Genomic DNA, 13,083 nt, shown 5'->3' on the forward strand with positions numbered 1-13,083 from the left:
GGGCCCGGTCGAAGAGGCGGCCCTTGTCGAAGTGGCGGGCCTTGGTCACCAGGAGCTCGTGGATGAGCCGCGGGGGCGGTCCTCTCTGGCCTCCGTGGGCGGATCCACGAGCGCAGCAGGCCGACGAGGAGCATTCACGTGACCGGGACCAGAACGCCGCACCCCCTCGCGCACGACGCGCTGATCTGCGTCGACGCCCCGGGGATGGCGATCTGTCCGCTGGACGGCCAACTGCGCGGCCGGGGTGTCCAAGGGCTGTTCCACGACGGCCGACGACTGCTCGCACGTTCGCTGGTGACCATCGGGGGCAGCGAACCCGAGCCGTTGTCGTCCCACGTGGTGGGCTCGGGGGCCGCGCGGTTCCTGGCCATGCACCGGTTCGTCGCGGACCCCACCCCGGACCCCGTCCTGGTGGTGGACCGCACGAGGCAGGCGGACGGACGCGAGCGGGTCGTCGTGCGCAACACGGCGACCCGCCCGGTCCGAGTGCCGGTGGAACTGACACTCGGCACCGACCTGGCACCGCTGTCCGAGCTGCGCAACGGCCGGCGCGGGCCGGACCTGCCCGCGCGCGTGTGCCCGGGAGGGCTCAGCTGGACCTCGTCCGACGGCTGGGGCGTACGCGCGGTCGCGGCGCCCGCACCGGAAACGGCGCTCGCGGCATCGGGCCTGTTGCGCTGGGACATCACCCTGGAGCCGGCCACGTCGTGGACGGTCGAGCTGCGGGTCACCGGCGAGCCTGGGGGAGTACGCGCCGCCCCGAGTGCCGGAGTGAGCGCCGGGCTGCCGGGGATTCCGGCGCCGCGGGCGCCGTTGGGGCCGCCGCCGTGGTCGGAGGCGCGGGTGCGGTGCGACGACTTCCGGGTGGCCGCCTGGGTCCGGCAGAGCCTGATGGACCTGCGCGGGCTCCTGATCGCCGATCCGGAGCACCGCACGGTGCCCATGCCCGCGGCAGGCGCCCCCTGGCAGCTCACACCGACCGGACGTGACAGCCTGTGGACGGCACGCATGCTGCTCCCGCTCGGCACCCGCCTGGCGGCCGGCACCCTCCGCATGCTCGGGGACCGCCAAGGCTCCCGTGCCGATCCGGCGACCGGCGAGGCGCCCGGCCGGATCCCGCACTCCCTGGGTCCCGGAGGCCGCACACCCCGCTACGACTGTGTGGGCACCACCGCGCTGTACGTGACGCTCCTCGGCGAGGCCCGGCGCTGGGGCCTGTCCGACTCCGAGACCGAGCCGCTGCTCCCGCACCTCGACCGGGCGCTGGGCCATGTCGCCGCCACAATGGACGCCGACCCGGACGGCATCGTCCGACTGGGCCCCGGCGGTCCGGCACCCTGCGAGTTGCAGGGGCAGATGTACGAGGCGGCGTCGCACGCCGCGGTCCTGCTGCGCGAGCGGGACCCCGAGTCCGCCGAGGCGTGGGAGGCGCGTGCGCACAAGTTGGCGAGCGCGTTCCGGGAGCGGTTCCGTACCGAGGACGGTGCGGGCGTGTTCTACGCCGCGGCGCTCAATGCCGCGGGCCGCCCGGTGTCCGTGCCGAACTCCGCGATGGGCCAGCTGCCCGGCACGGGGATCCTCGACGAGGACGGCTGCGCGGACGTGGCCCGCCGACTGCTGAGCCCGGACCTGAACTGTGGGTGGGGGCTGCGCGGCGTGGGGTCGCGCACCCACGGATACCACCCGCTGGCGGTGCGCGGCGGGGTGGTGCGGGCCCATGAGACGTGTGTCGCGGTGGCGGGGCTCGCGGTCTCGGGTCAGGCGGAGGCGGCGTACGAGCTGCTCTCCGGACTCCTGGAAGCAGCACCGTACTTCGGGTACCGCATGCCCGAGATGCACGCGGGCGAGCAGCGCGTGCCGGGCCACGCCCCGGTCGCCCACCCCCTTGCCTGCCGTCCGCTGGCCCGCTCCGCGGCCGCGGTCCTGCCCGCGCTGGTGGCGTTGGCCGGAGTGCGGCCCGAGGCGCCCGAGGCACGCGTGGTCGTACGCCCGCCCGTGGCACCGGCGTTCGGCGAGCTGGAACTCGCCGATCTCCGCATCGCAGGCGAGCCGTTCACAGTTCGCGTCAACCGGCAGGGGCAGGCGGTCGTGGAGGAGGCGCCCGAGGGCTTCCAACTCGCGGAGTGACACCGTGGAATGCCCCGCTCAAGGACACACTCAAGGACCGGTCCACGCACCGGCCCACGGACCGGCCCACGCACCGGCCCAAGGAGTCGGTCAAGGACTCGCCGGGTGCCGCACTGGATGCCGCACCGGATGCGCCGTCGGGCACCTCACCGCGCGACTCTCCGCCCGGTTCACCGAATCAGCCGACCGATGGGTCGGTGAACGCGCCGACGGACGAGCCGATTCGCGAGGACGGCTGTTTATCGTCAGGCAGACGACTAAGATCGACTCATGTCGCCCTCCGACGCCTCAGAATTCCCGCCTTTCGGAGTCACCGTCGATCTCGTGGTGCTCACCGTCCGGGACCACACGCTCAACGCGCTCACCATTCGCCGCGGTGAGCCGCCCTTTCAGGGCCAGTGGGCGCTGCCCGGCGGTTTCGTCAGGCCGGACGAGGGCTTGGAGGCGGCCGCCGCCCGGGAGCTTGCCGAGGAGACCGGGCTGGACCAACTCCCGGTCCACCTGGAGCAGTTGGCGACCTTCGGAGACCCGGGCCGTGATCCGCGCATGCGGGTGGTGAGCGTGGCCTACCTCGTGCTCGCGCCCGACCTGCCCGCGCCGCGGCCGGGTGGTGACGCGGCCGGTGCGCGGTGGACCTCGGCCGCCGAGCTCGGCGACGGTTCGCGGTTGGCGTTCGACCACACGCGGATCCTGGCGGAGGGGGTGGAGCGGGCGCGCGCGAAGATCGAGTATTCCTCGCTTGCGGCGGCCTTCTGCCCCGAGGAGTTCACGGTCGGCGAGCTGCGCCGGGTGTACGAGGCGGTGTGGGGCGTCGCGCTGGACCCGCGCAATTTCCACCGCAAGGTGACGGGGACCCCGGACTTCCTGGTGCCGACGGGCGGCACGACGACGCGTCAGGGCGGGCGTCCGGCCCAGTTGTTCCGGCGGGGCTCGGCGGAGAAGCTCAATCCGCCGATGCTGCGGCCCGAGGCATAGGCCCCGAGGCATAGGCGCCGAGGTATAGGCCCCGCGGCAGACGGCGCGAGAGCGCGGAGGCCGCGGATGACACAGCGCGGCGCACACCGGCCCCAAGACACGGACGCCGCATCCCGACCCGGGGTCGGAACGCGGGCGTGCGCGGAACGAGGAACGGGGACGCGCCCCCGGCTCAGTCCTGTCCGCCGATATCCAGGGACATCGCCTCGTAGACGAGCTGGTTGTCGCGCCTGCGGTGGCTGCCCCACTGTTTGAGCAGTTCGCGTACGCGCGGGCGCATGCCACCGGGATCCGCGGGATCGTCCGGCTCGCGCGACGCCCGGGCGTTGAGGTCGTCCAGCATCGCGCTCAGCCGTCCGTGCTCGCGCCGCAGGCGGCTGACCGCGCACGCGAGCCGCGGATCGCTGCGGCGGACCTCGTCGTAGAGCCCGTCGGGTCCCTCCGTCGCCGCGATGTGCTCGTGCAGGTCGGCCCGTAGCTGACGGAGGCCGGAGCGGAGTTGCTCGGCCCAGTCGGCGTTCTTGGCGGCCAGGCCGACGCGCAGCAGGGACAGCGCGTCGGCGGCGGGCGGGGCGGGCGGGACACGGGTGACGCCGGAATACCTGGGGGCTGGATACATGGGGGACATGCCGGCCTCCGAGCGTTCATGGTCGGTCTTCCGATGGTCCCTCCCGGCCGAGATCCGTGTCCAGAGTTGAGCTTCTCCTTTGCTATTCAGATTCTTCTTCGCTTATGCGGCATGGATACAACTAAATCCGTATTCGTCCCTGTACTGTCCGAAATGTTCATGAGGGTGCTTCCGGCGACGGACGATCCGACAACGGCGATTCCAGCGACGACGAGGACGACGAGGGACAACGCGATGATCGAGGTCCAGGGGCTGACGCGGAAGTACGGCGGTGCGCTCGCCGTCGACGGGCTGTCGTTCTCGGTGCGGCCCGGCCAGGTCACGGCGTTCATCGGGCCGAACGGGGCCGGCAAGTCCACCGCGCTGCGCCTGATGCTGCAGCTCGAGCGCGGCCGTGGGCGGACCCTGTTCGGCGGCCGCCGCTACCGCGAACTCAGACACCCCGCCCGCGAGGTGGGCGCCTGGCTCGGTGCCGAGCCCGCGTACGCACGCCGCCGCGCGCGCACCGAACTGCGCGTCCTCGCGGCCGCGCACGGCATCCGGCGCAGGCGCGTCGACGAGGTCCTGGACCTGGTCGGCCTTACACCCGTCGCGGGGGTACGCGTCGGCTCGCTGTCGTCGGGTGCGCTGGGCCGCCTCGGCCTCGCCGGGGCGCTCCTCGGCGATCCGCAGACCCTCATCCTGGACGAGCCGTCGGCCGGGCAGGACCCCGAAGGCGTGCGCTGGCTCCGGGAGTTCCTGCGCGCGTACGCCACCCAGGGACGCACCGTCCTGGTCGCCGGACACGGCCTCAGCGAGCTCACGGACTGCGCCGACCGTGTCTTGGCGCTCGCGCGCGGGAGACTGGTGGCCGACGAGTCGGCGGCCGAGTACCGCGGCCGCGCCGACGGCCATGAGGTGTACGTACGCACGCCGCAGGTCGACCGCCTCTCCGAACTGCTGCGCCACGAAGGCCTCCGCGTGCACGCGCACGGCGGCGCGGTGCTCACCGTGGCCGGCGCGGACCGCGCCCGGGTGGGCGAGATCGCCTTCCGCGGCAGCGTCCTGATCCACGAACTGGCGCAGCGCGAGGTCTCGGTCGCCGACGCCTTCTGCGCCGTGACCGCGCGCTCGCGGGCGGCCGCCGCGGAACACGCCGCGCTGGCCCTGCTCGCGGACGCCTCCCGCCGCCCCTCCGGACGTGCGGGCCGCAAGGCGCTGCGCAGGCGCGCCGAGGCTGCCGGGCCGGAGACCGTGGCGATGCGGGTCGGCGCCGAAAGCGGCGGGGGCTCCTCCGGGGCCTCCTCTGTCGGCTCGTACGCCGTGCGGGCGGATGCGTCGATTCCCGCTCCCGCCGCCGAGTCCGGTGCCCCGGGGGACCACGGCCCGCCAGGTGCCGGTCCGGCGCACGGCGGTTCCGGGCACACGGGACACCCTCTCTCCGCCCGTTCCTCCGGCGGCGCGCCCGCGGATCGGGACGCCGGCCGCGCCGACGGCCGAGCGGACCACACCGACCACGCCGACCACGCCGACCACGCAGACCGCGCCGACCACCGCCGCCCCAAGCGCCGTCGCTGGCTCGCGCGCGGCCAGGACGCCGCCACCGGAGACCAGATGTCCGACGAGGTGAACGCGTGACCCGCCCGCGGACGCCACCGCCGCATCTCCCCGCCACCGCCGGTCCCGTCAACGCCGGTTCCGCCACGGCCGGTTCGGCCATCGCCGGTCCGGCCGCCTCTGTCGGCTCGACCATCGACAACTCCACCCCAGCCACCCCCGCGACCGCAGACGAGGTGAACGCGTGACCGCGATCCGCTACGAACTGGCCCGGCTGCGCACGGTACGGGCCACCTGGGGCGCGGCGTTCGGCGTCCTCGTCGTCGGTGGGGCGGCCACCTGGGTCGAGGCCCGCGACCTGGGCGAGGTTCCCGTGCAGGCGGGCGACGCGGCGCAGGTCCTGACCGCGGGAGCGGCCGGACCCGCGACCCCGCTGGCGGCGCTGGTGGTGCTGTTCGCGGCCGTCCTGTCGTGCGCACGCGAGCAACGGCCCACGGCATTGCCGACGTTGCTCCTGACCCTGCCGCGACGCAGCCGGGCCCTGGCGGCGAAGGTCACCGTTTCGGCGATCCTCGGCGCGGTGGTGGCCGTGTTGGGGCTCGCGGTGAACGGTGTCGTCGCGGCCTCGGTGTTCGGACCGGAGTTCCGGGCGCTGGTGTGGGACCAGGCGCCCGCGCCGCGCGTACTGCTCGGCTACGTCGTCTACCTCGCGCTGGCGGCCGCGCTGGGTGTCGCCGTCGGGGTGCTGGCCCGGGGAGCGGCGATCGCGGCCGGACTGCTCGCCGCGGTGCCGCTGGTGATCGAGCCGATGATCGGTCGGGCCGTCGGGCTCGCCCTGCCGGAACGTTTCCAGGACTGGGTGGAGTACCTGCCGTTCAACGCGGCCAACCGCATGCTGTCCACCGGTGGTACGGGGCTGGCCGCGCGCGAGGGCGCACTCGTGTTCGGCGGGTGGGCCGCCGGCGCGCTGCTGTTCGCCGCGATCGTCTTCGCCCGGCGCGACGCCCGCTGACGCACCAACTGCACGCGTATCGCGCTGATCTTCCCGCCCGTTCGAGTCGCCAACTGCACGGGTAACGCGCGGAACTAGGCGCCGTTCGAGTCGCCGTCAGGCCGCTCACGCAGCCCGCTGAACCCCCTCCGGCGAACCCCAACAAACCACGCAGAGGCATATTTTCGTAAGAAACACCCCGAAGAACCACGTCCGGCGCAGCCCTGTCGCACGGACGAGCGACGGCGACGCAAGGCCGATCACCCTTTCGTGTTTTTTTCAGCCGGGATCGTCGGAACGGCTCAAGCCCGGCCCGCGCCGCGCCGAGATGAAGGAGCGTGAGTATCGCTCCCCACCAACCCATGCCCACCGCGGGCGCGACCACCGTCGCGTCGCCGGCCGACCCCTACCGGGTGGCCGTTGCGGACCTGTCGATGACCGGCACCGAGAGCCTGCCCCCGCAGCACTATGCGTGGGACGGCTCCGACCTGGAGCCCCTGCGCGCGCCCCGCAAACCCGGTGGCGGCCGGGGCCGCGGCCTGCACGGCCAACTGGTGCAGCAGCTCGGCCAGATGATCGTCGCCGGTGAGGTCGGCGCCGAACGCCCGCTGGTTCCGGAGGAGATCGGCCAGCGCTTCGAGGTGTCGCGTACGGTCGTCCGCGAGTCGCTCCGCGTCCTCGAGGCGAAGGGCCTCGTCAGCGCCCGCCCCAACGTCGGCACGCGCGTGCGTCCCGTCGCCGACTGGAACCTCCTCGACCCCGACATCATCGAGTGGCGCGCGTGCGGTCCGCAGCGCGACGCCCAGCGCCGCGAACTGTTCGAACTGCGCTGGGGCATCGAGCCGTTGGCGGCGCACATGGCCGCCTGCCGCAACCATCCCGACGTCGTGCGCCGGCTCACCGAGGTCGTCGTCATCATGCAGCGCTCGGTCGCGCAGCCCGACCCGATGACCTACTCGCGCGCCGACGCCGAGTTCCACGGCTTGCTGCTGCAGGTCGCCGGCAACCGGATGCTCGAGCACCTGGCCGGCATCGTCGCGTCGGCGCTCCAGGTCTCCGGAGGCCACACGGCCGGCTGCGAACACCTGTCCGACGCCTCGGTCGCGCTGCACTCGCGCCTGGTGGACGCCGTCGCGGCGGGTGACGGCGAGGGCGCCGAGGCCGCGATGCGGTCGCTGCTCGCGGTGCACCCCGAGGTCGACCGGCTGTTCCCCGCCCCGCGCGAGGGCTGACCCGTTCGCACCCAGGGCGGCCGAAAAAGGCTTGCCAAAGCCTGACAGATCGTCAACATCAAGGCGTTGGCGGCCCGTTCCGCGGGTACCGGATCGGTACCCGTACGTCGGGCCGCCGACGCCGCCCCGTTTCCGGCAGCGTTCGGCACCGGCCCGTCCGAGGCACGCGGCGAGCCACGCGGAGAGTCACGCCAAATCACTCCCGGTAAGGCGGGGGACGTGATTACCCTCGATGTCCGACGCGTTTTCGGACCGGTCCAGCACGGCGTCCGGGCGGACCGAGACGACAGGTGGGGAATGACGCAGTGACCGACGACATGGTGCGCGACGGCCCGTCCGCGGCGGCCGAGGCGCTCGCCGGCGCGATGCTCGACGCGCTTTGCGGCGACTCCTCGGTGGCGTTCGCCCTCTACGGCCGCGACCTGCGGTACCTGCGGGTGAGCGAGGCGCTCGCCCGCATCAACCGCCTTCCGGTCGCCGACCATCTCGGCCGCCGGCCAAGCGAGTTACTCCCTGCGGGGCTTGCCTCGAAGGTCGAGAAGACCATCGCGATGGTCTTCGACCACGCGGAGGGGTACGCCGAGTCCGACGTCGTCCTCGCGCCGCCCGAGTGGCCGGAAACGCGCCACCTGGAGTCCCGTTGGGTGCCCGTACGCGACCCCGGCGGCTCGGTGCGCGCGGTCCTGGCGGTTGTCTCCGACGTCACCGAGAACCGGTACCGCGAGGAACTGCTGCGGTCGAGCCAGTGGCGTACCTCGCGCCTCCAGTTGATGACCGCGCGCCTGGCCGGTGCGCTCACCGTCTCCGAGGTCGACACGGCCGTCGCCGAACTCGCCCGCAGCATCGACGCGATGGACTCCGACCTGTACCTCGTCGACGACGTGGCACCGGTGTTCCCGTGGCCCAACGTGCCGCCCGCCCGGTCGTCGCGCCGCATGCGCGTCATCCCCGCGGAGTGGCCCGACGCGCTCATGCGCGCGGTACGCGAGGGCGTCCCGGTGTACGCCGGGCCCGCCCCGGACACCGGCGCCGGCTCCGCGCCCGTGCCCCGCTCCGCGCCCGATTCGGATCCCGTGCCCGGCGCCGTCCCTGCTTCCACCTCAGCCTCCACCGCCTCCGCCTCCGCCTCTGGCAGCACGGCCCAGGAGCAGGACTCGGCAACCGTGCCCGGCATGCGCGCCCGCCCCGACGCGCCGCCCGGCGAACGCGCGTGGGTGGTCCTGCCGCTGCTCGGCTCCGGAACACCGCTGGGAGCCATCCGCTTCACCTTCCGCGACGCCCGCGTCTTCGACCCCGGCGACCGGGTGTTCCTGGAGGCGTTCGCCGGCCAGTGCGCGCTGGCCGTCGAGCGGTCGCGGCTCTACGAGCGCGAGCACCGTACCGCCGTGGAACTCCAGCGCAGCCTGTTGCCCGACCGCCTCCCGGACGTCGACGGCGTCGAGTTCGACTACCGCTACCTGCCCGGCGCCCCGGACTTCGAGGTGGGCGGCGACTGGTACGACGTGTTCCGGATCCCCGGAGGCCGCGTCGCGATCGTCGTCGGCGACGTGATCGGCAAGGGCCTGACCGCCGCGGCCGGCATGGGCCGGGTACGCGCCGCCCTGCGCGCCCTCGCGTTCACCGACCCCGACCCGGTGGCCGTGCTGACCGGCCTGGACCGGCTCTTCACCGCCACCGAGGACGACGAATCGCTCACCACGCTCATCTACGGTGTCATCGACCCGGAAACGGGCACTCTCGAATTGGCCGACGCCGGGCACCTACCGGTACTGATCATCACGGCGGACGGCAAGGCGAGGCTGGTGGACGAAGGGAAGGCGTCGACCCCGCTGGGGGTCGCGGAGCCGCGTACCAAGAACCGCATGCGGCTCGGCCCCGGGGATGTCCTGGTCGGTTTCTCGGACGGGCTGATCGAGAACCGGGCGCGCGGCATCGGCCAGGGGCTGGACCTGATCCTCGACGTCGCCAGGTCCGACGCGACGAGAGTCGCGATGGGAGGCGTGGGAGGTTTGGAACCACTGCTGTCGAGCATCCTGGAACGTCTGCTGGACGGTCAGGACCGGGACGACGACGTGACGATCCTCGGGGTCCGCATCGTCGGGCCGCCGGGTCCTCGAGGGCTGATGTGACGCCCTCTCGAGGGCCGATGTGACGCCCGCCACCGAGGGGACGCGTAACACTTCGCCGTCCAGCCCGATGAGTACGAAGGTGGCAGCCGTTCAGGAATACCGGCAAGTGTCAGAATGCTGTGTTGGAAAGCACAGTCGCCGACACGGCCGGGCGTCCTGCACCACTGCCCCCGCCTGAGTGTCGTTCGCCAGGCGGCGACCGACTGGCTCCTATGTCGAACGCCGTCCAGATCCGTCGAGAGGTTGTTTGTGTCGGCCAGCACATCCCGTTCGCTCCCCCCCGAGATCGCCGATTTCGTCAACGTGAAGGCGTTGATCGAGCGGGGTGAGGCTCAGGGGTCCATCGCCAGCGACGAGATTCGCCAGGCGTTCGAGGCCGACCAGATCCCGGCCACCCAGTGGAAGAACGTCCTACGCAGCCTCAACCAGGTCCTTGACCAGGAGGGTGTGGACATCGTGGTTAATGCCGCCGATTCTGCGGCTCCCAAGCGCACCCGTAAGAGCGTGGCGGCGAAGAGCACCGCCAAGCGCACGTCCACCAAGACCGTCGTCTCCGGCGCAGCGGCACGCCCCGCCGCACCGGCCGCCGCTCCCGCGGCTGCGGAGGACGAGGTCGCCGAGCCGGCGAAGGCCGCCGCCAAGGCACCCGCAAAGAAGGCCGCGGCGAAGAAGACCGCCGAGGCACCCGCGAAGAAGACGGCGGCCAAGAAGACGGCCGCCAAGAAGACCGCGTCCAAGGACGGCGAGCCCGAGCTCGACGCCGAGGAGCTGACGGACGAGCTCGAGGGCCCGCCCGGCGACCCCGCGGCGGACACGCCCGAGGACGAGAACACCCAGGGCTTCGTCCTGTCCGACGACGACGAGGACGACGCCCCCGCACAACAGGTCGCCGTGGCGGGTGCGACCGCGGACCCGGTCAAGGACTACCTCAAGCAGATCGGCAAGGTGCCGCTCCTCAACGCGGAGCAGGAGGTCGAGCTCGCCAAGCGCATCGAGGCCGGCCTGTTCGCCGAGGACAAGCTCAACTCCGGCGAGAAGCTGGCTCCGAAGCTCAAGATCGAGCTGGAGATCATCGCCGAGGACGGCCGCCGCGCCAAGAACCACCTGCTCGAGGCGAACCTCCGCCTGGTGGTGTCGCTCGCCAAGCGCTACACCGGCCGCGGCATGCTGTTCCTGGACCTGATCCAGGAGGGCAACCTCGGTCTGATCCGCGCGGTCGAGAAGTTCGACTACACCAAGGGCTACAAGTTCTCGACGTACGCGACGTGGTGGATCCGCCAGGCCATCACGCGCGCCATGGCCGACCAGGCGCGGACCATCCGCATCCCGGTCCACATGGTCGAGGTCATCAACAAGCTGGCCCGCGTGCAGCGCCAGATGCTCCAGGACCTGGGCCGCGAGCCCACCCCGGAGGAGCTGGCCAAGGAACTCGACATGACCCCGGAGAAGGTCATCGAGGTCCAGAAGTACGGCCGCGAGCCGATCTCGCTGCACACCCCGCTCGGCGAGGACGGCGACAGCGAGTTCGGCGACCTGATCGAGGACTCCGAGGCGGTCGTCCCGGCCGACGCGGTCAGCTTCACGCTCCTCCAGGAGCAGCTGCACTCGGTCCTCGACACGCTCTCCGAGCGTGAGGCGGGCGTCGTGTCGATGCGGTTCGGCCTCACCGACGGCCAGCCGAAGACACTGGACGAGATCGGCAAGGTGTACGGGGTCACCCGTGAGCGCATCCGCCAGATCGAGTCCAAGACGATGTCGAAGCTGCGGCACCCGTCGCGGTCCCAGGTTCTGCGCGACTACCTGGACTGACGGCCGGTCGGCGGCCCGGCACGACGCCGGGCGGTCGGTCTGATGGCAAGCCCGGCCGAGAGCCGGACTGACAACTGGTTGCGGAGGCTGTCCGCAACGTACGCAAAGTACCCAACGCGTAGGGGCCCGGAGGCACAACCGCCTCCGGGCCCCTACGCGTTCCCCACCCGCGGACCTGCTCCGACCGCGTTGCGCGCGAGGGCCGCGCGGGCACCTTGCGCGAACCGACGCGGGTCGGCCGCAGGAAGGGCCGTTGGGGCCGCGAAGGGCGCCGTGTGCCCTCGATGTTCACCCGTTCGGGCGACGGTGGCAGGCACCGGTTGCAGCGCCGCCATGATCGACGTTCCCTGAAAGTAATGGATCGAGGACACAGCGTGTTCGGCCAGGTGGGGACGGAGGCTGCGGTGACGAGTACGGGGACGGCAGGTTCGACAGGTACAGGCGGGTTCGGAGATACAGGCGGGTGCCGCCGTGCGGCCGGGCCGCCGCACGGCGGATTGAGGCGTACGGCGGCCAAGGCCCTCGCGGCCGGCACCGCCGCGCTGCTCGCGGCCTTCGGGGCGCTGGTGGTGCAAGGCGGCCCGGTGGTCGCGGCCGAGAGTGTGCCGCAGGGCCCGCCGAGGGTCGTCGTGGGCGGTTCGCCCGCCGACGCGGCGGCGCATCCGTGGATGGTGGCCCTGTCGAGCCGGAAGATGTACGGCACGGCGCGCTCCGGCCAGTTCTGCGGGGGTGCGCTGATCGCCCCCGACCGCGTGCTGACGGCCGCGCACTGCCTTTTCGAGCCTGACGGGCAGCCGGCGCAGCGGCCCGACTTCTCGGTGATCCATGCGCGGACCGACCTGCGGACCACCGCCGGCCGCGAGGCGCGCGTGGCGTCGTGGTACGCGAACCCGGGCTTCGACCTGGCCCGCATCGACAAGGACTGGGCGGTGCTGAAGCTCGCCGAGCCGCTGCCGGGCCCGGTGCTGACGCTGGTCGGCGCGGGGGAGAACGTCTACGCCGCGGACACGCCGGCGATGGTGCTCGGCTGGGGTGACACCACCGGCAACGGCGACTACTCGCCGGTGCTGCGGCAGGTGACGGTCCCGGTGACCACGGACGCGACGTGCCGGACCGCCTATCCGGGCGGGGTCTGGGGGACGTACAACGCCGCCACGATGGTGTGTGCGGGGCTGCGGCAGGGCGGCAAGGACGCGTGCAGCGCGGACAGCGGCGGGCCGCTGCTGATCGGCGGGCGGCTGGCCGGGATCGTCTCGTGGGGCGACGGCTGCGCCCAGCCCCGTAAGCCCGGGGTCTACACGCGGGTCGCCGCGTTCACGGACGACATCCTTGAAGCGGCCGGTATGAGCCCCTGACCCGGGTCAGGGGGCAGGAGCGGCGCTCGCGCGGGCCCTGGGCCCGCCGGGCGGCCGCCCGGCATCGACTGGGCGGCACCCACTGGGCGGCACCGTGGTGCCGATCCGGTGGCGGCCAGGTGTCGTGTGAGCGAACTCACGCGGCACGGACCGCCGGACGTGTTGCGTGTGTGACTTCAGAGACCACGGTGGCGGGGCCCGGGGGGGGGGGCCCCCCCCGCCCGGAGGGGGAGGCCCCCCCCGAACAACAAGGAACGCCACCCCCCTGGGGGATGTCGTGGTGTGGGGGGTAAAAGTGGGG

General features: G+C 72.7%; 10 protein-coding genes. 9 read left to right on the forward strand and 1 reads right to left on the reverse strand.

Annotated elements, in window-relative coordinates:
- The first annotated feature begins 138 nt into the window (after positions 1–138).
- Positions 139–2,127 (forward strand): amylo-alpha-1,6-glucosidase, encoded by a 1,989-nt coding sequence (locus AB0C36_RS40585; protein ID WP_358364153.1) that lies wholly within the window; start codon positions 139–141, stop codon positions 2,125–2,127.
- A gap of 270 nt (positions 2,128–2,397) precedes the next feature.
- Positions 2,398–3,102 (forward strand): NUDIX hydrolase, encoded by a 705-nt coding sequence (locus AB0C36_RS40590; RefSeq protein WP_358364156.1) that lies wholly within the window; start codon positions 2,398–2,400, stop codon positions 3,100–3,102.
- Between the two features lie 172 nt (positions 3,103–3,274).
- On the opposite strand, the gene AB0C36_RS40595 is transcribed toward AB0C36_RS40590, so the two are convergent.
- A complete protein-coding gene (locus AB0C36_RS40595) occupies positions 3,275–3,730 on the reverse strand; it encodes a hemerythrin domain-containing protein (protein WP_358364159.1) in 456 nt (151 codons plus the stop codon).
- Between the two features lie 234 nt (positions 3,731–3,964).
- Between AB0C36_RS40595 and AB0C36_RS40600 the strand changes: the two genes are divergently transcribed.
- The 7 genes from AB0C36_RS40600 to AB0C36_RS40630 all read left to right on the forward strand — a co-directional run bounded on the left by AB0C36_RS40600 (position 3,965) and on the right by AB0C36_RS40630 (position 12,782).
- Positions 3,965–5,347, forward strand: coding sequence for an ATP-binding cassette domain-containing protein (locus AB0C36_RS40600; RefSeq protein ID WP_358364162.1), 1,383 nt, complete (start codon positions 3,965–3,967; stop codon positions 5,345–5,347).
- Complete coding sequence (locus AB0C36_RS40605) at positions 5,344–5,514, forward strand: hypothetical protein (RefSeq protein WP_358364163.1); 171 nt, start codon at positions 5,344–5,346, stop codon at positions 5,512–5,514. The genes AB0C36_RS40600 and AB0C36_RS40605 overlap by 4 nt, the downstream gene beginning before the upstream one ends.
- On the forward strand, positions 5,511–6,278 hold the full coding sequence (locus tag AB0C36_RS40610) for a hypothetical protein (protein WP_358364166.1): 768 nt from the start codon (positions 5,511–5,513) through the stop codon (positions 6,276–6,278). The genes AB0C36_RS40605 and AB0C36_RS40610 overlap by 4 nt, the downstream gene beginning before the upstream one ends.
- 341 nt (positions 6,279–6,619) lie before the next feature.
- Positions 6,620–7,489, forward strand: coding sequence for a FadR/GntR family transcriptional regulator (locus AB0C36_RS40615; protein ID WP_435839217.1), 870 nt, complete (start codon positions 6,620–6,622; stop codon positions 7,487–7,489).
- Positions 7,490–7,794: 305 nt separating this feature from the next.
- On the forward strand, positions 7,795–9,618 hold the full coding sequence (locus tag AB0C36_RS40620; protein ID WP_358364167.1) for a SpoIIE family protein phosphatase: 1,824 nt from the start codon (positions 7,795–7,797) through the stop codon (positions 9,616–9,618).
- A gap of 243 nt (positions 9,619–9,861) precedes the next feature.
- A complete protein-coding gene (locus AB0C36_RS40625) occupies positions 9,862–11,427 on the forward strand; it encodes an RNA polymerase sigma factor (protein WP_358364170.1) in 1,566 nt (521 codons plus the stop codon).
- Between the two features lie 497 nt (positions 11,428–11,924).
- Positions 11,925–12,782, forward strand: a complete 858-nt coding sequence (locus AB0C36_RS40630) for a S1 family peptidase (protein WP_358364172.1) — start codon at positions 11,925–11,927, stop codon at positions 12,780–12,782.
- Positions 12,783–13,083: the final 301 nt, after the last annotated feature.

Source organism: Streptodolium elevatio (assembly GCF_040649515.1).
Classification (GTDB): Bacteria; Actinomycetota; Actinomycetes; order Streptomycetales; family Streptomycetaceae; genus Yinghuangia; species Yinghuangia elevatio.